We start from the raw sequence: 20036 nt of genomic DNA, 5'->3' as shown, positions 1-20036 counted from the left end.
CCGCCGCCCGCCGCCCCCCCGCCGCTCTACTATCTCACCGTGTTTTCTACCCTCCCCGCAAAAAACCCGGCCGTCGCACGCCCGCGCCCCCCCTTGGCCTCCGCCCCCCCCCCCTCCCCCGCCCCCCCCCGCTTCTTTGTTTTCCATAACCCCTGGCCCTTTACGGCCAAAAACCCCGCGCGCCGAAGGCGCGCCATCCACACAGCATGTTCACAGCGAGTACGCAGTGAAGTACCAGGGCGCTGGTTCAGGATGGGGTCATGACTGGTGTGCCGGAGACAGCACCCGAGGCCCGGGTCCTGGTGGTCGACGACGAGGCCATGATCGTCGAGCTGCTGACCGTGAGTTTGCGGTTCCAGGGGTTCGCGGTGGCCTCCGCGTCCGATGGTGCGCAGGCGCTGGATGTGGCGCGCAGATTCCGGCCGGATGCGCTGATCGTCGATGTGATGATGCCGGGGATGGACGGGTTCGGGCTGCTGCGGCGGTTGCGGGCCGACGGGGTCGATGCGCCGGTGCTGTTCCTGACCGCCCGCGACGATGTGCAGGACAAGGTTGCCGGGCTGACCTTGGGCGCCGACGATTACGTCACCAAACCGTTCAGCCTGGAAGAGGTGGTGGCCCGGTTGCGGGTGATCCTGCGGCGTGCGGGTGGGTCCGCGCCCGAGCGGGAGCGGTCGCGGATCCGGTTCGCCGATATCGAGCTGGACGACGACACTCATGAGGTCTTCAAGGCCGGTGAGCCGGTGGCGTTGTCGCCGACGGAGTTCACCCTGCTGCGGTATTTCATGGTGAACGCGGGAACGGTGCTGAGTAAACCGCGGATTCTGGATCATGTGTGGCGTTACGACTTCGGCGGTGAGGTCGGGGTGGTGGAGACCTATGTCTCTTATCTGCGGAAGAAGGTCGATACCGGCCCGCGGCGGCTGATCCACACCTTGCGCGGGGTCGGTTATGTGATGCGGGAATCGCCCGCGGGCCGGTCGTGAGTGCCGAGGTGGCGACAGCGGATTCACCGCCGAGGGGCCCGGCCGGGCGGCTTGCCGCGTTACCGCTGCGGGTGACGCTGGTGCTGGCGTTGGTGGCGCTGGCCGCGGTGGGGTTGCTGGCCTCGGGGGTGGCGGTGACGTCCGCGCTGCGAACCACGTTGATCGACCGGGTGGATCAGCAGCTCGAGGAGGCGGCGCACAGCTGGGCGCGGCCGGGTGGGCGGCCTCCCGTATTGCTGCCCGGGGAGCCCGGCAAGGAGCGTCCGCCGGTGAAGTTCTACACCCGCGTGCAGGACACCAACGGCCGGCTGTTCCTGCAGGACGACCGCAACGGCGCACCGGATCTACCCGAGAATCTGCAGCCGGGCACGTTCACCACCGGATCGACCGGGGGCGGTTCCGGTGAGTGGCGGGTTCGCTACACCGAGAACGAGTACGGCACCAGTTTGGTCGCGCTGCGGCTGGACGATACCGAGGCGATCGTCGAGCGGCTGGTGGTGCTGCAGGTGGTGATCGGCGCGCTGGTTCTGGTGGTGCTGGCGGTGGCGGCGTATTTCGTGATCCGGCGCAGTCTGCGCCGGCTGGAACAGGTGGAGGAGATCGCCGCCGATATCGCGGCCGGTGATCTGCACCGCCGGGTGCCGATGCGCCCGACGAATACCGAGGTGGACCGGCTGGCGCGGTCGTTGAACACCATGCTCGCGCAGATTCAACGAGGTTTCGCCGCCACCGAGGCGTCGGAGGAGGCGGCCCGGCGTTCGGAGGAGAAGATGCGCCGGTTCGTGGCCGATGCCAGCCATGAATTGCGCACCCCGCTGACCACGATCAAAGGTTTCGCCGAGTTGTACCGGCAGGGCGCCACCCGCGATACCGATATGCTGCTCGACCGCATCGAACGGGAATCGACGCGGATGGGCTTGCTGGTCGAGGATCTGTTGATGCTGGCCCGGTTGGATGCCGAACGGCCGGTGGAGTACGCGCCAGTGGATCTATTGTCGCTGGCCAGCGATGCGGTACACAGTGCGCGCGCGGTGGCGGCGACGCAGGGCGGTGCCCGGCGGTCGATCGAGTTGGAGGTGCGTCCGGGAACCGGGACCACCGAGGTGCCGGGTGATGCGGCCCGGCTGCGCCAGGTCTTGGCGAATCTGCTGAACAACGCCCTTGTACACACGCCGCCCGATGCGGCGGTAACGGTGCGGCTCACTCCCGGCCCGCGCGAGGTGAAGCTGGAGGTCGCCGACACGGGCCCGGGGATGTCACCCGATCAGGCCGAGCGGGTTTTCGAGCGGTTCTATCGCGCGGACGATTCCCGGAGCCGGGCCAGCGGTGGGGCCGGGCTGGGATTGTCGATCGTGCAGGCGCTGGTCGCGGCGCACGGTGGCGCTGTGACGGTGGACAGCGAACCGGGTCGCGGCACCACGTTCACGGTGCGGCTGCCTCGCGAGTGAGCGGCGGCGGGATGGCTCCCCCTCCGGGTTCTGCCCGGCGATGGCGGCACGCTGCTGAGGAGAATTCATAGAAATGCCCCCGCCGGCATCGGTGGGGGCATTTCGGGAGTTCACAGAGGAGACCCTGGCGGCTACCGTCGCCAGGTCAGATCGGGGTGACGGCGGCGACCAGCCACTGGTCGTCGGTTTTGTCCAGGGCGACCCGGACCCGGCTGCCGGTGGTGGTGCCCTGGGGGGATTCCTTGCTGGTGGTGACCTGGTTGAGGAACAGCAGTACCTCGGCGTGGGCGCGATCGGCGGAGACCACGCCGCCGGCCTGGGTGGTGGCCTTGACGGTCAGTTCCTTTTCCTTGGCGCCCGGTACGATCGCCTTCTCGATGAGCTGGAGGAAATCGGCACGGAAATCGGGGGCCAGGCTTTCGGCGGCCTTGGGCAATTCCTTTTCCACCGTCTGGTGCTCATAGCTGAAGATATCCGCTACCGTGCGGCTCGCGGCGGCGACGGCGTCGGTGCGCGACTGTTCCGATTGGCGGTAGTCCCAGTACCGGTAGCCGCCGATACCGGCCACGACCGCGGCGGCGACGATCACCACGGCGGTGACGCCGATCAGGATTTTGTTGCGCAGTTTCATGCCGGTCCTCTGGGCGGGGCGCTTTTCCTCGGTCGTGCTGTGCTCCGCCGGAGCTACCGCTTCCGCGTTCGGCTGGTTCCCGCTCATGCCACGAACTCCACGTCCGAGGCGGTCAGGGTGCCGTCGTCGGCGCGCTGCACGGTCACCCGGAAACGGTAGTGCCGCTGCTGTTCGCCTTCGGCGCCCGCATTGGTGAGGGTTTGTTTGGCGGCCACCAGGATCACTGCGGAGTTCTCGTCGTCGCGTTCCACGGCAGCCTCCACGACCTCACCCGTGGACTGCACTTTCGCCTGTTTGACGATCTCGGCGAACGGATCGACCCGGCCGTCGAACTCGGTTTTGAATTCACCGGAGGCCATGGTGAGGATGCGGTCGATATCCTCCTTGGCCGTATCGGCGCGGATGGTGGTCAGGTTGAGGACCGTCTGGCGTGCGGTCGCCACATATTCGGCGCGGCGTTCGTCCCGCTGCTCGGTGGATTGGACGGCGATCATCGAGACCACCGCGGCGCCGACCAGGCCGATCACCAGTACGGCAGCGGCGGCCAGCGCGACGATCCGCTTCCACGAGCGGGAGCCGCCCTTCGCAGCGGGTTCCGCGCCGGTGGATTCGGTCGCGGTGGATTTCTCCGTCGACACGACGGTCGCACCGGTTTCCTCGGCATCCGAGCCCGGTTTCCCGGCGGATTCCGGAGGGGTCCCGGTTTTGCCCAGGGCCACGGTGTCCGCGCCGGACTTGTCGATCCGCACGGTTTCGTCCGCCGATTCGGCCGCAGGTGCCGATTCGGTCGCGGTATCGATCCGTTCGGTGGCATCGCCGGACTTCGCCGCCGTGACATCCGCGGGCTTCTCCGCCGCGGTACCTGCTGCGGACTTGCCCGCGGCGGCGCTCACGGCACCGGCGGCGGTCTTGTCCGCGGTGGCCTCGGCGGCCGCCGAATCCGCGCTGACCTGTTCGGTCGCGTCCTCGACCGGTGGACCCGCCGTCCGGCTGGCCCGCCTACGGGTACGGCGGGGGTCCTTGGTCTCGCTCATTTCTGCTGCTCCTCGAACATTGCCTGCCAATCCGCGGGTACGGCGCCCGATCCGCCGGATGCGATATCGCCCTGACGGTAGCTGCGACCATCGGGCCCGGTATAGACCCCGGTGGCCGGATCGTACGAGAGAGCGGCGGCGGGGGTGCTTGCGCCCGAGAAACTAGCAGGTGCCGGGGGTACTCCCGCAACCCCGGGCCCAGTGTCGGGCGCGGCGGCCGGTGCGACGCCGGGTGCCGGGGGTTCGGCCGGGGACACCGGTTGCGGCGGTCCGAACGGCGGGTTCGTGCCCTCGGGAACGAATCCGGTGCGGCACAGTTCCGGCGTCGGTGCGCGGCGGCCCGGGAATTCCATACATGGAGTGTTGCGGATACCGCGCACCGCGCTGATGTCGTTCTGCGGGGTCTTGCAGTACAAGCCCTCGGGTGTCGGGATCGTATCGACCGCGTCCGGCCCGCGGCGCTGATCGGGCGGCAGGAACCCGGTGGTACAGGCCGGTGGATCGTTGAGCACCGTCATGAAGTCGACCAGCGCGCCGTACTCCATGGGCCCGCGTACGGCGGTGAGCAGCGCGGCGATCAGCGGCGGGTAGACGACCAGGATCTGTTCCAGGCCGGCGTGGTAGGTGACGCCGACCTGACCCACGCTCACCAGGTTGTTCAGCAGCAGCGGCAGGGTCGGCCGCAGTTCGTCGAACTGCTGGGTGACCCGTTCCATGGCCGCGGGACCGTTGGCGAGAATACTGCGCAGTGCCGGGTCGTGGGCGCGCAGCTGGTCGGTGACGACCGCCAGATCGCGGGTCCACGATCGGATCGCGGCATCCGAGTCGACCTGGGTGTCGAGCAGCGGGCCGATCTGTTCGATCAGCTGTTTGGTCGGCTCGACATTGTCGTTCGCCTCCTGCACCAGCAGGGCCGCGGAGTCCAGGAACCTCTGCAGGTCCGGTCCGGCGCCGTTGAAGGCCCGGAACGCTTCGTCGATGACCTGGCGCAGCCGGGTGTCGGCGACGCTGGCCAGCAGCCGGTCGGCCTGGTCCAGCAGGGCGCCGACGTCCTGGGGCAGTTCGGTGCGGTCCACGGGGATCACGCTGCCGTCGTACAGGTTGGCGTCCCCGGGCTGCTCCGGCGGGACCAGGTCGACGTACTGCTCGCCGATCGCCGAAACGCTGCGTACCAGTGCTTTGGAATCGGCCGGGATCTTGTAGTCGCTGTCGACCGACAGCTGGGCTTCCACGCCCTCGCTGGTGAGCCGGACTTCGCGGACTACACCGACGTTCGTCCCGCGATAGGAGACGTTGGCGTTCTGGTACAGCCCGCCGGTGGCGGCGAGTTGCAGGGTGACGTCGATACGCCCGATGCCGAGCATGGCGGGTACGCCCACATAGGTGCCGCCCATGACGGCCAGGCCGACCACCGTGAGGATGGAGAAGATGATCAGCTGGATGCGGACGAAACGGCTGAGCGTCACGGGCCCTCGCCCCCTTGCGGCTGCCCGGGCAGCGGCACCGTCAGCCCGGGAATGGCGGGCAGGCCGGGGATCGGCGGCAGCCCGGGAATGGTCGGTTGCGGCTGGTCGCTGGGTGCCGGCGTGCCGGGGGGCGGCGCCAGCGGTGTCGTCAGCGGGTTGCCCTGTTCGCCGGCGGGTCCGGCCACCTGGCCGAGTGCGACCTCCACACCGCCGAACATGCCGCCGAGCCCGGTTCCGGTGAGGAAGTTGGAGTCCAGCCGTTTGGCGGTCATGTCCACGGTCATGAACAGATTCAGGTAGTCGCCCTTGATCGCGTTGTCGAGGTTCGTCAACGGGAACGGGAACGAGGCGAGGATCTTCAGCGATTCGGTGAGGTCGCCGCCCGTATCGGCCAGCGTCTGCAAGACCGGGGCGAGGTTGGCCAGGTTCGCTTTCAGATCGTCGCCGCTGTTGGCGATCAACCGGTTCACCACATCACTGAGTTCACCCAGCTTGGTGATCGTGGTGGTGATGTTCTGCCGGCGGTCGGCCAGCACGGTCAGCGCGGGATGGATGTCCTCGATCGCCGCTTCCACCACATCGGTCTGCTCGACGAACTGGCCGGAGAGCCGGTCCAGTCCGCTGATCGCGGAGATGATGTCGTCGCGCTGGGCGTTGAGGTTGCCGATCAGATCGTTCATCTGCGGGAGCAGATCCCGGATCTCCTCCTCGTTGCCGACCAGGGCCGAGTTGAGTTCGCGGGTGATGTTCTCCAGCTGCGAGATACCGCCGCCGTTGAGCACCACCGACAGCGAGGACAGCACCTGTTCGGTGGTCGGGAAGACACCGGCGCGTTCCAGCGGGATCACGTCGCCGTCGGCGAGCCGCCCCTCGGGGGCGGTATCGACCGGCGGCGCCAGTTCCACGTGGTTACTGCCGAGCAGGCTGGTCTGGCCGATCTTGGCGGTGGCGTTGGCGGGCAGCACCACATCGGGGTTGAGCGAGATCGTCACCAGCGCGTGCCAGTCCTCGACCTCGATATCGGTGACCGCCCCGACCGAGACATCGTCGACGCGCACCGGCGAATTGCGGGTCAGCGTGGTGACGTTCGGCATCTGGATCTGCACGGTGTACGAACCTTCGCCGGTACCTTCGGTGCCCGGCATCGGCAACGAGTTGAGCCCGTCGTACTGGCAGCCCGTGATCGGGAGCGCCAGTGCGAGCCCGACGGCGAGTGCGGCCGCCCGGCGCCGGAAACCGGGCGCGGGCAACTTCGGCCGGATGTCCGGTACCCGCGGCGCGAGTCGGCGCATCATCGTCCTCCTCCGGGCAGGCCGGGAATTTCGGGAAGCGGAATACCCGGGATGGCCAGCCCCGCAACACCGGCGGGAACCGTGACGGGTGCGGGCGCGGGCGCCGCCGGGGGTCCCACCTTCTGCGGATCCACCTTGCCGGGCAGATCCGGGGTGGTGTAGTCCAACTGGTCCGGGAACGCGGTGACACCGGTCGCGGGGTTGGTCATGATGGGCACGTAGTTCATCGCCAGTGAATTGATCACCGGGGCAAGGTATTCGGCGCACAGGTCGGCGCTGGTATCGGATTCGTGCTGTTCCAGGGCCCGTACCGAACCGCACAGGAAGCTCACCGGATCGGCGAAGTTGTTCAGCGAGATGGCCCCCGTCAGCGTGCCCTGGGCGGGTTTGTAGATCTGGTAGAAGTTCACCAGCGCGTTCGGCCCGGAGTGCAGTGCCTGTTCCAGTTCCGGTCGTTTGTCGACCAGGATCTGGGTGACGTCGGCCAGCCGCTGGACGCCTTCGGTGAGTTCGGTTCCGCTGCCGTCCAGGAAGCGCTTCACATCGGCCAGCGCCAGGTCCAGGTTGTCCAGGCCGGCACCCAGATCCTCGGAGACCCCGGCGAGGACCGACGATACGGAGGCCAGCCGCCCACCGAACTGCACGATCTGCTCGTTGCTCTTGGAGAGCACATCCACGAACTTCTGCAGGTTGCGGATGGTGCCGAACAGGTCGGTGCGTCCGTCGGACAGTGTGGTCAGGGTGGCCGACAGTTCCCGCAGGGTGCTGCGGAACGCTTCGCCGTTACCGTCGAGGTTCTCCGCGGCGGTGTCCACGAAGCGGCCGAAGGAGCCCTGGGGGTCGTCGCCGACCGGGCCGAGCGCGGTGGAGAGTTTGTGGAGTTCGGTTTTGATGTCGTCCCATTCCACCGGGACGGCGGTCCGTTCGATGGGGATCTCCGCGCCGTCACTCAGTGTTTCCCCACCGCTGTAGGCAGGCGCGATCTGGATGAAGCGCGCGGAGACCAGCGACGGCGCGATGATCACGGCTCGCGCGTCGGCGGGCAGGTCGACGCTGCCGTCGACCGTCATGGTCACCTTCGCCTGCTCTTTACCGGGTTCGATGGAGTCGATCTTGCCGATGGGTACGCCCAGCACTCGCACATCGTCACCGGGGTAGATACCGGTGGTGGAGGTGAAGTACGCGGTGATCTCGTTTTTGGTGAGCTGGTTGTACGCCAGGTAACCGCCGGTGGCGACCAGCGCGATCACCACCACCCCGGCGACGATCCCCACCCATTTCTTCGGCAGTGCGCGAAGTGTGTCCTTGACCGTACTCATCGCGGCGGCTCCTGTGCGGACGGCCCGATCCTGGGACCGGGTTCGAGCAGATAGGCGCGCAGCGATTCCGGCAGGTGCTGCGGCCAGACCAGCGCGTCCACCAGCGGATGCAGGGTTTCACTGCTGGCGTTGACGACATAGGCGTTGAAGTACGGGCCGCTGCCGACCTGTTCGCCCAGCGCCGCGGAGAACGGCCCGAGGCCGTCGAGCGCCTCGGTGATGTTGTCCCGGTTACGCTCCAGCAGGTCGAGCACCGAGTTGAGTTTGTCCAGTGCCGGTTTCAGCTGGGCTTCGTTGTCGTGGACGAGTCCGGACAACTGTTGGGCCAGCGAGTTGACGTAGGTGATCATCTGGCTGATCGCGGTGCGCCGCCGGTCCAGTTCGCCGAGCAGCTGATTCCCGTCGACCAGAAGCGCGTTGATCGCGTCGGCCCGGTCGGCCAGGATCTTCGTGACATTCTGCGCGCGGGACAGCAGATCCGACAGCGCCTGGTCGCGGGCGTTGATGGTGCGCGACAGCGCGGTCACACCGTCCAGCGCCGAACGCAGCGGTGCCGGAGTATCGGCGAAGGCCGCCGACAGCTCGTCCAGCGTCTGGTTCACCTTCTGCAGATCCAGCCCCTGAACAGTCTGGCCGAGATCGCCGAGCGCCTCGTTCAGCGAGTACGGCGAAGTGGTGCGTTCGACCGGAATGGTTTCGGTGACCGTCAGGGTCCCGTCCCCGTCCGGGTTCACCGCCAGCGATTTCCGGCCGAGAACGGTATTGGTCTTGATCGCGGCGGAGGTCTTGTCACCCAGTGCGATCGAATCGTCGACGCTGAACCGGACCAGCACCTGGTCGCCGTCGAGGCTCACTTCCTCGACGCGGCCGGATTTCACCCCGGCCACCTCCACATCGTCACCGGTCACGAGCCCACCGGCATCGGCGAAATGCGCGGTGTACACGGCGCCGCCGCGGATGAACGGCAGGCGTTCGAACTGCAGCGCCGACAACGCCACCGCGACCGCCAGCACCAAACCGACGACGCCGATGGTCACCGCGCGTGATTGCTCCTTCATTCGCTCGCACACCTTCCGGTCGTCTGCGCACCGGGCAGTTCGAGTAGCAGGGGCTTGCCGTCCGGACCGTCGACCAGGAAGTTGGTCGCGCAGACGTAGATGTTCAGGAACGAGCCGTAGGCGCCGATGCGGTTGAGCATCTTGTAGGCCCCCGGCAGTTCGTCGAGGACGTACTGCACGGTGTCCGAACCATTGTCGAGGTTCGTGGCCAGCCGGCCGGTCTGGGCGATCGTCGCGGCCAGGTCGGGACGGGCTTGCACCAGCAGGTCGTTCGTCGCGCGCGTGGCATCGGCGATCCGCGGCAGCGCGGCGCCGATGGGGTCGCGGTCCTCGGCGAGACCACTGACCAGCCGGCGCAGTTCGTCGATCGTGGTGGCGAACTGGTCGCCGCGGTCGTCGAGGGTTTTCAGCACCGAGTTCAGGTTGTTGATCACGCTGCCGATGAGCGCGTCCCGGTCGGCGAGTGTCTTGGTGAACGAGCCGCTGCTGTTGAGCAGTTCGACAAGGGTGCCGCCCTGGCCCTGGAAGATCTGTAGCAGCGCGTTGGTCAGGTCGTTGACCTGCGCCGGATCCAGTCCACGCAGCAGTGGTTTGAAACCACCCAGAAGCATGTCGAGGTCGAGGGCAGGTGCGGTCTTGTCCAGGCCGATGGTGCCGCCCTCGTGCAGGGTGGTCGCCTCCCCCGGGCCTTCCAGCAGTTCGAGGTAGCGGTCGCCGACCAGGTTCTCGTAGCGGATCGTGGCCTTGGTGCTGGTGAGCAGTTGGTACTTGGTGTCGACATCGAATTCGACATGCGCGTGGTATTCGTCGTCGACCTTCACCGACGAGACCGAGCCGACCGGTACTCCGGCGATCCGCACCTTGTCCCCGGGCAGCATGCCCGAGGCACTGGTGAAGACGGCGTGGTAGCCGTTCTGGCTGGAAAAACGCACCTGGGAGAAGACGATCGCCAAACCGGCGAAGACCAGGGACATCACCAGGGTGAAGATGGTGAGCTTGACTGTCGTTGCGGTGTTTTTCATGGCTGGGCCACCCCCGGGAGTCCGCCGAACAGGACTTGGAAAACCTTGGGAGCGTTGAGGTTCAGCTTGGTGGAGGGAATGTAGGGATGCCCTTCGGAGGTATCGGTGACGACGTAGTCGGCATGGCTACCCGGCACGCGGTCGGTTGTCCCAGCGCACCGCGGTCCACCGGTGGCATTCACCTTGGGCAGGTCGTTCGGGTAGGTGTAGGCCGGCGTGCCGTACATGAACCCGGTGTTCAGGGCCACGCCTTCCTGTAGGCCGCCGAAGACTGCCTCACCGATCGGCATTGCCGTGGCCGCGCCGCCGATGAGGCAGGCCAGCGCAGGCTTGTACTCGTTGAGTAGTTCCGTGGTCGGCCGCAGCAGATCCAGCGCGGTCCCGAGCTGAGCCTCGTTCTCGTGCAGGACCGAGCCTGTGGTGTCGGCGAGACCGGTGAGATTGGCCAGCAGCGCGTCGACATCCGATTCGGCTTCGGCAATGGTGCGGGTGCTCACCGTGACATTGTCGACCGTCCGCAGCAGATCCCCGGAGACATCCGCGTACAAGTTGCCCACGGCCGCGGTGGCCTGCAGATCGCGCTGCAGGGTCGGCATCATGGGGTTGATCTCGTGAAGCAGCGAATTGCTGTTCACCAGCAGTTGACCGAGAGATTCACCGCGACCCTGCAGCGCGGTACCGAGCGCGGTGAGTGTGGCACTCATCTTCTCCGGTTCCACCTGAGCCAGTACATCGCTGAGATGCTGGAATATCGTGTTGAACTCGACGGTGACCTTGTCGGTCGCCAGCCGGGCGCCCGGTTGCAGCGATTGCTCCTCCGGCTCCGGCGGGATCACGAAGTTGATGTATTTGGCGCCGAACACCGTGGTCGACCGGATATCGACCGTGGCATTGGCGGGAACCAGACTCAGCTTGTCGGGGTCCAGGGCCAGCCGCAGATCGGTACCGTCTCCGGTGGTTTCCAGCGCGGCGACCCGGCCGATCTGCACACCGCGCACCTTCACCTTGGCGTCCGGGTCCAGGACCAGACCGCTTCGCGGTGCCGCCACTGTCACGGTGACGCTGGGTGTGAACCCCCCGAAGAACATCGTCAAGGAGACGAATACAGCCGCCACCAGGACCAACACCATTGCGCCGCCGGCCAGTTTGAAGCCGAACTTTTTCTGGAAGCCTGCCCAACCGCTCACCGGACGCAGTGGCGCCGCGGGCTCGCCGGGATCCTGGACGCCGCTCGTAGTGGCGGGATTGCGTCCGAGTTGATTGCTGTCCGATCGCATCATTTCAGTCATGGCGCCTATCCGGAAAGGTTGAAGTTGCCGGAGGTGCCGTAGAGGGCCAGGGAGATCAGCAGGGTCACCGAGACGACCGCGATCAGCGAGGTACGGACCGCATTACCCACGGCGATACCGACCCCTACCGGGCCGCCCTTCGCTGTAAAGCCGTAATACGTATGGATCATCATCACCGCCAACGCCATGACAATGGCCTGAACGAACGACCACAGAATGTCGCTCGGGATGAGGAAGGTGGAGAAATAGTGGTCGTACACGCCGGCCGACTGCCCATAGATGACGACGGTGGCGAACCGGCTGGCGATGAACGAGGCGATCACGGCCAGCGAATACAGCGGCACGATCGCGATCATCCCGGCGAGCACCCGGGTTCCCACCAGGTACGGCATCGGCCGGATCGCCATGGATTCGAGCGCATCGATCTCCTCGGCGACCCGCATCGCGCCCAGCTGTGCGGTGGAACCCGCGCCGATGGTCGCGGCGAGGCCGATTCCGGAGATGACCGGTGCCGCGATCCGGACATTGAGGAATGCGGCGAAGAAGCCGGTCAGCGCCTCGACGCCGATATTGCCGAGGGAGCTGTAGCCCTGGACGGCGATGGTGGCGCCGGAGAACAGGGTCAGGAAGCCGACGATCACCACGGTGCCGCCGATGACCGCCAGGGCCCCGGTACCCATGCTGATCTCGGCGATGAGGCGGATGGTTTCGGTGCGGTAGTGCACCAGCGCGCGCGGCATGGAACCGATCGCCCGGCCGTAGAACACGGCCTGTTTACCGAGATCGTCGAACGAATTCGAGAACCTGCGGACGCGCCGCACCACCCTGGGGAAGCGGGATTGGATGATCACCGAGGCCGACATCGCGTCACCGCACCGAGAACTTGAGACCGACCGCCGTGACGACGACGTTCACCACGAACAGCGCCATGAAGGCGAAAACCACTGTCTGGTTCACCGCATCACCGACACTTTTGGGACCACCTTTGACATTCAAACCCAGGTAGCAGGCCACCAATCCGGCGATCAGGCCGAAAAGTCCGGCCTTGACTTCGGAAATGATCAGTTCCGGGAGATTTGTCAGCAGCGTGATGCCGTTGACGAATGCACCCGGATTCACGTCCTGCAGAAATACCGAGAAAAGGAAGCCGCCGACGATTCCGATGGTGCAGACCAGGCTGTTCAGCATCAGGGCGACGAACATCGAGGCCAGCACCCGGGGTACCACCAGCCGGTGGATGGGATCGATTCCGAGCACCTTCATGGCGTCGATTTCTTCGCGGATGGTGCGGGCGCCGAGATCCGCGCAGATGGCGGTGGCGCCGGCACCGGCGACGATGAGCACCGTGACGATCGGCCCGACCTGGGTCACCGCGCCGAAGGCCGCACCGGCACCACTCAGGTCCGCGGCGCCGATTTCGCGCAGCAGAATATTCAGGACGAATACGACGAGCACGGTGAACGGTATGGCGACCAGAACGGTCGGCAAGATCGATACCCGCGCCACGAACCACGATTGGTCGATGAATTCGCGCAGCTGGAAAGGTCGCCGCAGACTCGCCCGGGCCACCGCCGCGGTGAGTTCGAAGAATCCGCCGACGGCCCGCAATGGCACGGCAAGGACGTCGTTCACTGTGGATCCTCCTTGCCTGACTGGTCCCGCTGGCGGCCGATGGGGTTGCACCCCGGGACTCGCCCCGCTAAGTAGAACACGTTCATTTCCTATTTGGGGCCATTTTGAGGCTTGTGAACTGTTGACTTGTAACAATCTCAGACAGCGAGACTGCAACACGTTTCATACGCCTTGGGCATCATTGTGTGAGGCCGGGCACAGTACGACGACCCATTGTTTACCAATGACTGGACGGTTGTACAACTCTTACCGGCCGGGTCGCGCGCAGAAATCGCGTAACCCGGCTCGGCAGAATCCGCTCAACCGAGTTCGTGCAGCGCCGTTGCAGAGAAGGTACGGCCTTCGTCGCGTCCGGCGAAGTAACCGGTCAGCGTGGTGGCCAGATCGTCATCAGACCATTGCGCACCCGTCGCATCGAAGCGCTGCTCGACCTCCGGCGCTGCCATCAACGCGACCATCGGTCCGTAGACCACGAAAACCTGGCCGTTCACCCGGTCGGCAGCCGGGGACGCGAGGTAGGCCACCAGGCGCGCCACATGGTCGGGCGACAGCGGATCCACCTCGTCCTCGGGCGCAGCGCTGAAGACCTGTTCGGTCATAGCGGTACGCGCCCGCGGGCAGATCGCGTTCGCGCGCACACCTACCCGCTCGAGGGCCCGGGAAGCCGACAGGGTCAAGGCGGTGATCCCGGCCTTGGCCGCCGCGTAGTTGGCCTGCCCCGCAGGCCCGAGGAGACCCGCCTCGGAAGAGGTGTTGACGATCCGGCCGTACACCGGGGCGCCGGCTTCCTTCGACCGCGCCCGCCAGTAGGCACCCGCATTGCGGGTCAGCAGGAAATGCCCGCGCAGATGTACCGACAGGACCGCGTCCCAGTCCTCGTCGGACAGGTTGAACAGCATCTTGTCGCGGGTAATGCCCGCGTTGTTGACCACGATGTCGAGGCCGCCGAAGGATTCGGTGGCGGCGGTGATCAACGCGTCGGCGGTGGACCGCTCGGCGACACTGCCCGCGACGAACTCCGCTTTGGCACCGAGGGCCCGGATCTGCTCCAGCGTCTCGGTTACGGCGTCGGACTCGGCGAGGTCGTTGACCACCACCGAGGCCCCGGCTCCGGCCAGGGCGAGCGCCTCGGCCTTACCCAGGCCCGCACCCGCTCCGGTCACGATCGCAACTCGCCCGGCAAGGCTGGTATCTGTATCGCTCACCGGGCCGACTCTAGAACGTGTTCTTATTCACGGCAAGAGCAGATTCACAGCAAACGCAAAGCCGCTTTCGGGCATTGCGCAACCGCATCCGCGACTGCCGGCTCCTGATCGGGTGCCACCTCGCCCTCGGCGACGTGCAGCATGTCCTCGTCATCGAGTTCAAACACGTCGGGAGCGATTCCCGCACAGATTCCGTTTGCTTCGCACTGATCGAAGTCAACGCTGACCTTCATCGAAACTCCTTTTCCCGCCCGATGGCGCAAGCCTAACAAGCGAGGTTCGCGCGGGCGGGCTACATGGGCTGATTACCTTTCAATACTGGAACATGTTTCAGTGCATATGCAATGATCGGAGCCAGGTATCGGAGATCTATTCCGCGCTCCACGAGGCCGAGCACGGCACGATCCCACGTCCAGGCACATCTCCAACCCGCAGAACGAAGGCTCGAGGTACCGCCATGCGCATTGCGTATACCCCGGAACACGACCAGCTACGCGCCGAGTTGCGCGATTACTTCGCGCGTCTGATCACCCCGGAACGGCGGGCGGCTCTCAGCGCGCAGACCGGCGAATACGGAGAAGGCAATGTGTACCGCGAGGTCGTCGCCGAGATGGGCCGCGACGGCTGGCTCGCGCTGGGCTGGCCCGAGGAGTACGGCGGCCAGAACCGGCCCATGCTCGACCAGCTGATCTTCACCGACGAGGCCGCCATCGCCGGCGCCCCGGTGCCGTTCCTGACCATCAACTCGGTCGCGCCGACGATCATGCACTACGGCAGCGAGGAGCAGAAGAAATTCTTCCTCCCCAAGATCGCCGCCGGTGAACTGCACTTCGCCATCGGCTACTCCGAACCCGGCGCCGGTACCGACCTGGCGTCGCTGCGCACCACCGCCGTCCGCGACGGCGACGACTACGTGATCAACGGCCAGAAGATGTGGACCAGCCTCATCGCCTACGCCGACTACGTCTGGCTGGCCGTGCGCACCGACCCTGCCGCCAAGAAACACAAGGGCATCAGCATGCTGATCGTGCCCACCACCGCCGAAGGTTTCTCCTGGACCCCGGTACACACCATGGCCGGCCCCGATACCAGCGCCACCTACTACCAGGATGTGCGCGTCCCGGTGACCTCCCTGGTCGGCCCGGAGAACGGCGGCTGGCCGCTGGTCACCAACCAGCTCAACCACGAACGGGTCGCGCTGACCTCCGCCGCCGCCCTGCAGCTGGCACTGGCGCAGACGACCGCGTGGGCGAAGGAGACGAAGGCAGCGGACGGGTCGCGGGTTTTCGACCGCGAATGGGTCCAGCTGAATCTGGCCCGGGTGCACGCCAAGGTCGAATACCTCAAGCTCATGAACTGGGAGATCGCCAGCCGGGCCGATGCCGGCGGCGACGCCGCACCCCGGCCGTGGGACGCCTCGGCGTGCAAGGTGTACGGCACCGAACTGTCCACCGAGGCCTACCGGCTGCTCATGGAGGTACTGGGCCCGCAGGCGTCGCTGCGCCAGGACTCCCCCGGTTCGGTACTGCGCGGCCGGTTGGAGCGGATGCACCGCTCCGCCCTGATTCTCACCTTCGGCGGCGGAACCAACGAGGTACAGCGCGACATCATCGCCATGACCGCGCTGAAGCAGCCCGCCTCCGCCCGCTGACCTCCTCGCCCGATTCCAGAAGTAGGTAGTTCACCATGGATTTCACTCCCACCGAAGCCCAGCTGGACCTGGCCCGGCTCACCGGCGAGGTCTGCGAGAAACTGGTCACCGCCGACCGGCTGCGCGAACTGGACGGCGGCACCGCCAAATTCGACGAACCGCTGTGGAAATCGCTCGCCGAGACCGGGGTGCTGGCGGCCGCACTGCCCGAGGAAATCGGCGGTAGCGGTTTCGGCACGCTGGAACAGACCGCGATCCTGCGCGAACTCGGAAAGTCCGTGGCGGCCGTCCCCTACCTGTGGTCGATCGTTCTCGGTGCGGGCGCGCTGGCCCGGTTCGGTTCCGCGACACAGCGCGAACTCGCCGCCGCGGCCGCCGCCGGTACGTCGATTCTCACGGTCGCCGTGGCCGAGGAGCACAACTGGGATCCGGCTCGGCCCACCACCACTGCCGCCGAATCGGACGGCGGCTGGCAGGTGACCGGTGTGAAGACCACCGTCCCCGTCGCCGACCGCGCCGCCCGCATCCTGGTGCCCGCCTCGGTATCGGGTCAGCCGGCCGTTTTCCTGGTCGATCCGGCGCATGAATCCGTCACCGTGACCGCACAGCAGGTCACCGACCGCAGTGCGGAATCGCTGGTCGAATTCGCCGGCTCCCCCGCCGAACTGCTCGGCACCGTGGCCGACGGCGCACAGATCCTGGGCTGGCTGCTCGACCGCGCCTGGCTCGGCCTGGCCGCCCAGCAGCTGGGCACCCTCGAACGCTCCCTGGAACTGGTCGCCGGCTACGCCCGCGAACGCGAACAGTTCGGCCGCGCCGTCGGCAGCTTCCAGGCCGTGGCCCAGCGCCTCTCCGACGCCTACATCAGCGTCCAGGGCCTGCGCCTCACCACCACTCAGGCGGCCTGGCAGCTCAGCGAAGACCTCGACGCCACCGGTGCGATCCACACCGCGAAGTTCTGGGCGGCCGAAGCCGGCCACCAGGTGGCGCACACGCTGGTCCATGTACACGGCGGGGTCGGGATCGATCGCGACCACATCGTGCACAACTACTTCACCGCCGCCAAACACAACGAATTCGCCCTCGGCGGAGCAACCAACCACCTGCTCCCCCTGGCCGAGTTCGTGCCCGAGTCCGCTTAGTGCCCGCGCGCTGGTCAGCGGAGTTGCCGCTGACCAGCCCGGAGCGGGCCGACGGTCGGCGACGCGAACGCACAGTTACAGACCGTCATAGCGGCGGAACCGAAAACCGCGGCCCGCGCCGGTTCACCGTTCCTTTGGATACGCGACAAGGCGATCGGATCGCACCGATCAGTGGAAACGGACCTCGGGATCGACCGGATCCGGTGCATCGAGGATCGGCTGCGGGATGCCGCGCAGGTGGAGGTCGACGAAGGCGGTGACGTATCGCCGCGTCAGATCCATCGCGCGGTTGCCGTCGATCGTCGTGTCCGGGACCTGGTAACCGAGTGCCGCGGCGATCGGCGCGTAGTCGGTGAATGACGAATGTGACGTGCCGTCGACCGTCACCCAGCGTTTCCAACCGTGGAACGCATCGTAGGCGGTACCCCATTTGGCACCGGACTTTCCGTCGGGTGCATGGCCCGGTGCGCCCATCATCAGGAACGGCCGGTCGACAGCGCGGCCGTAGGGCGCGGCAGGGAACGTTCCGTCCAGGTTGAATCCGGCGCGGATCCTGCCGTCCTCGGCGAGTGCGTACGGCGCGGTGAACCCACCCGCGGAATGACCGCCCATGGCTATCCGGGACAGGTCGATCGGCAGGCGGCCGGTCAGTTCGTCGAGGACGAAGGACACGTCCTGTGCACGGCTACGCGCGGCCGAAACGGCGTCCAGACGGCCCACGCACGCCGCGCATTCGGTGATGCGGCCATCCGGGAAGGTCACGGCGGATGCCTCGTACGTGTGGTCGATACCGAGCACGAGATAGCCGCGAGCGGCCAGTTCCTCGGCGAGGCCGGTGAGCGATGCCCGCGGCATGGTGAAGCCGGGCGAAAGTACGACCGTGGGCAGCGGGTGTCCCCACCGCGGCACGTCCACATAGGCGTGCGTTCGTATCTTGCCGAGCGAGTCCGGTGCGAAACCCTCCAATCCCAGCGAAGCGAGGATGAGCGCCGATTCCTCCGATGTGGCATACGGGTCCGGCCGGCCGACAGGTGCCAGTGCGGGATACCAGGCGGAGACCATGAGCTCGCGATTGCGATCCGGCATCCACGGGTCGGGCCGATCGCCGACCAGATGGAACTCCTGGACACCGACCGGGAACGGGCCGGTCGGGGGCGGCAGCGCCACACCGAGGTCGGGCCCCGAGGCGCTGGGCGCGGCCGTCGCGGGTGCGGTGGCAGCCGCCCCCAACGCTACGGCGAGAATCGCTACGAAGGCGAGAAAACGAGTGATACCCACGGACTCACTTTCGATCGGGACGATCACGTCCCGCCGAGTTTCGCAGACGTTTATACCGACAGCATCAGGTGAATCCCCGAATCCCGCCCCGGGGTCGCACTCCGGAGCGGGCGGTCGGCGGACCCGGTGATCACCTCCAGGGCGTCCGGCAATCCTTTACGCCTGTGCTGCCAGCAGCTCCTCGGTGAGCTGCGAAAGGCGTTCGGCTGCGCCCGGGTCGAGGGTGGGCAGCGACAGATCCAGGGAGCGGCCGCGATCGATTGCGCGCAGCGGCACCGCGGCCGGAGTGTCGACGAAATCGTGGATCGGGTGAATGGCGGTGCGTACGGGCCGGGCGGCGAGCGCGGCGAGTGTTCTGATGGCTGTCCTGGCGACCGGGTTCAGTGGTGAGAGGTCGCCGCTGCGAGTGAATCCGGGGTGGTAGAGGACGTATCCGACCTTCCCGCCGTATTGCCCGGCGAACGAAACTCCCAACAGGTCGTTCGCCCGCCCGGCTTGCAATTGGGCACGGACCACGCTGTAGCCGTGCGTGAGATGCGGATCGTCCCAGTTCACCGCCCCTTTCCGGACACCGACTCCGGCGATGTTCACGATCACCGGCTGTGCACTGCGCTCGAGCAGCGGAACCAACCCGTAGGAGAGCAGATACCGGCTGAGGTAGTACAGCGCGAAGGTGCGCTCGAATCCCTCCTCGGTCTGGATGCGCTTCGGTGAAGTCCGGTTCGCGAACAGCAGCAGCGCATCGACTGCCTGATACTCCGACTCTATTTCGGCGACGACTTTTCGCGTCTCCGCCACCGAACTCAGGTCCGCCCGCAGAAAGCGCGCACGGTCCGCGCCGGGCCCGGCGGCAGCAACCAACGAATCCCCCTTGGCCGGATTGCTGCCGATCACCACGACCCGATCGCCCCGGGCAAGCCGCTCCAGCGCGAACGCGCGCCCCATACCATCGGTACCACCACTGACAACAACAGTTTTCGTCATCGCACCTCCATCGGTCCACCTGTCGATCCCCATCCTCGACAACGGTTACCGACCCCGGAAGAAGGCACTTCTATGTTCCCCACCCCAGCGCAGGCCCCCTCCTTCGCCACGGCGGAACTCCCCGCGACCGTCCCCAGCGCCGACTATCAGGCTTGCCCGGTCACCGATATCGTCCGGATTCTCGGCGACAAATGGACCCTGCTGGTGATCGCCCTACTCGCCCGCCGCCCCTACCACTACAACGAACTGCACCGCTCCATCGAAGACATCAGCCGCCGCATGCTGACCCGGACCCTGCGCGCCCTGGAAGCCGACGGCCTCGTCGACCGGACGACCTACCCGACCGTCCCACCAACGGTCCGATACAGCCTCACTCCCCTGGGCGAAACACTCCTCGATCCCCTCTCGGCCATCGCCGGCTGGGCAGTAGATCATGCAGGCGATATCGCCGCCGCCAGAATGGCCCACACCGGAGCCGCAGCGGCGGGCCCCACGGGGAAACCTCCGATGCCCAGGTTCGCGAATTATCACACCGGTTCAGCGACCAGCACCACACACTGATCAAGAGATAGACCACTCGGGACTGCCGGCGTTCCGGC

General features: G+C 66.6%; 19 protein-coding genes. 5 read left to right on the top strand and 14 right to left on the bottom strand.

Annotated features, from left to right (window positions below; translation table 11 throughout):
• Window positions 1-260: 260 nt before the first annotated feature.
• Entirely contained in the window at window positions 261-986 is a 726-nt protein-coding gene (locus QH196_RS04995; protein ID WP_280414549.1) for a response regulator transcription factor, read from the top strand.
• An 8-nt stretch (window positions 987-994) separates the two neighbouring features.
• Window positions 995-2434, top strand: a complete 1440-nt coding sequence (locus QH196_RS04990; protein ID WP_348538045.1) for a sensor histidine kinase — start codon at window positions 995-997, stop codon at window positions 2432-2434.
• Window positions 2435-2579: 145 nt separating this feature from the next.
• Here the strand turns inward: QH196_RS04990 and QH196_RS04985 are convergent, their stop codons facing one another.
• From QH196_RS04985 to QH196_RS04930, 12 genes are all read right to left on the bottom strand, one after another.
• Window positions 2580-3152, bottom strand: coding sequence for a h domain protein (locus QH196_RS04985; protein WP_348538044.1), 573 nt, complete (start codon window positions 3150-3152; stop codon window positions 2580-2582).
• Window positions 3149-4099: a hypothetical protein gene (locus QH196_RS04980; RefSeq protein WP_280414547.1), complete on the bottom strand. Its 951-nt coding sequence runs from the start codon at window positions 4097-4099 to the stop codon at window positions 3149-3151. Before QH196_RS04980 ends, QH196_RS04985 begins: the two co-directional genes overlap by 4 nt.
• Complete coding sequence (locus QH196_RS04975; RefSeq protein ID WP_280414546.1) at window positions 4096-5565, bottom strand: MlaD family protein; 1470 nt, start codon at window positions 5563-5565, stop codon at window positions 4096-4098. The genes QH196_RS04980 and QH196_RS04975 overlap by 4 nt, the downstream gene beginning before the upstream one ends.
• On the bottom strand, window positions 5562-6857 hold the full coding sequence (locus QH196_RS04970) for an MCE family protein (RefSeq protein ID WP_280414558.1): 1296 nt from the start codon (window positions 6855-6857) through the stop codon (window positions 5562-5564). Before QH196_RS04970 ends, QH196_RS04975 begins: the two co-directional genes overlap by 4 nt.
• Entirely contained in the window at window positions 6857-8176 is a 1320-nt protein-coding gene (locus tag QH196_RS04965; RefSeq protein WP_280414545.1) for an MCE family protein, read from the bottom strand. Before QH196_RS04965 ends, QH196_RS04970 begins: the two co-directional genes overlap by 1 nt.
• A complete protein-coding gene (locus QH196_RS04960; protein WP_280414544.1) occupies window positions 8173-9234 on the bottom strand; it encodes an MCE family protein in 1062 nt (353 codons plus the stop codon). The genes QH196_RS04965 and QH196_RS04960 overlap by 4 nt, the downstream gene beginning before the upstream one ends.
• Window positions 9231-10256, bottom strand: a complete 1026-nt coding sequence (locus QH196_RS04955) for an MCE family protein (protein WP_280414543.1) — start codon at window positions 10254-10256, stop codon at window positions 9231-9233. The genes QH196_RS04960 and QH196_RS04955 overlap by 4 nt, the downstream gene beginning before the upstream one ends.
• A complete protein-coding gene (locus QH196_RS04950; RefSeq protein ID WP_280414557.1) occupies window positions 10253-11386 on the bottom strand; it encodes an MCE family protein in 1134 nt (377 codons plus the stop codon). The genes QH196_RS04955 and QH196_RS04950 overlap by 4 nt, the downstream gene beginning before the upstream one ends.
• A 164-nt stretch (window positions 11387-11550) precedes the next feature.
• Window positions 11551-12408, bottom strand: coding sequence for an MlaE family ABC transporter permease (locus QH196_RS04945; RefSeq protein WP_280414542.1), 858 nt, complete (start codon window positions 12406-12408; stop codon window positions 11551-11553).
• A gap of 4 nt (window positions 12409-12412) precedes the next feature.
• Entirely contained in the window at window positions 12413-13177 is a 765-nt protein-coding gene (locus tag QH196_RS04940) for an MlaE family ABC transporter permease (RefSeq protein WP_033244067.1), read from the bottom strand.
• Window positions 13178-13476: 299 nt separating this feature from the next.
• Window positions 13477-14382, bottom strand: a complete 906-nt coding sequence (locus QH196_RS04935; RefSeq protein ID WP_280414541.1) for a 3-oxoacyl-ACP reductase — start codon at window positions 14380-14382, stop codon at window positions 13477-13479.
• A 44-nt stretch (window positions 14383-14426) separates the two neighbouring features.
• Window positions 14427-14615, bottom strand: coding sequence for a ferredoxin (locus QH196_RS04930; protein WP_043739765.1), 189 nt, complete (start codon window positions 14613-14615; stop codon window positions 14427-14429).
• 224 nt (window positions 14616-14839) lie between these two features.
• Between QH196_RS04930 and QH196_RS04925 the strand changes: the two genes are divergently transcribed.
• Together QH196_RS04925 and QH196_RS04920 are read left to right on the top strand one after the other, a co-directional pair.
• Window positions 14840-16033, top strand: coding sequence for an acyl-CoA dehydrogenase family protein (locus tag QH196_RS04925; protein WP_068045462.1), 1194 nt, complete (start codon window positions 14840-14842; stop codon window positions 16031-16033).
• A 35-nt stretch (window positions 16034-16068) separates the two neighbouring features.
• Entirely contained in the window at window positions 16069-17175 is a 1107-nt protein-coding gene (locus QH196_RS04920; protein ID WP_280414540.1) for an acyl-CoA dehydrogenase family protein, read from the top strand.
• Between the two features lie 168 nt (window positions 17176-17343).
• Here the strand turns inward: QH196_RS04920 and QH196_RS04915 are convergent, their stop codons facing one another.
• Both QH196_RS04915 and QH196_RS04910 read right to left on the bottom strand, forming a co-directional pair.
• Window positions 17344-18453, bottom strand: a complete 1110-nt coding sequence (locus tag QH196_RS04915; RefSeq protein ID WP_280414539.1) for an alpha/beta hydrolase family protein — start codon at window positions 18451-18453, stop codon at window positions 17344-17346.
• Between the two features lie 156 nt (window positions 18454-18609).
• Window positions 18610-19437 carry an SDR family NAD(P)-dependent oxidoreductase gene (locus tag QH196_RS04910; protein ID WP_280414538.1) on the bottom strand — a complete coding sequence of 276 codons (828 nt, stop codon included), beginning with the start codon at window positions 19435-19437 and terminating at the stop codon, window positions 18610-18612.
• A gap of 72 nt (window positions 19438-19509) precedes the next feature.
• Here QH196_RS04910 and QH196_RS04905 point away from each other — a divergent pair, with 72 nt between their 5' ends.
• Window positions 19510-19998, top strand: a complete 489-nt coding sequence (locus QH196_RS04905; RefSeq protein ID WP_280414537.1) for a winged helix-turn-helix transcriptional regulator — start codon at window positions 19510-19512, stop codon at window positions 19996-19998.
• Window positions 19999-20036 lie beyond the last annotated feature (38 nt).

This window comes from Nocardia carnea, assembly GCF_029868325.1.
GTDB lineage: Bacteria > Actinomycetota > Actinomycetes > Mycobacteriales > Mycobacteriaceae > Nocardia > Nocardia carnea_C.
Note: the sequence above shows the minus strand (reverse complement) of the source record. Positions and strands in the feature narration are given on the sequence as shown.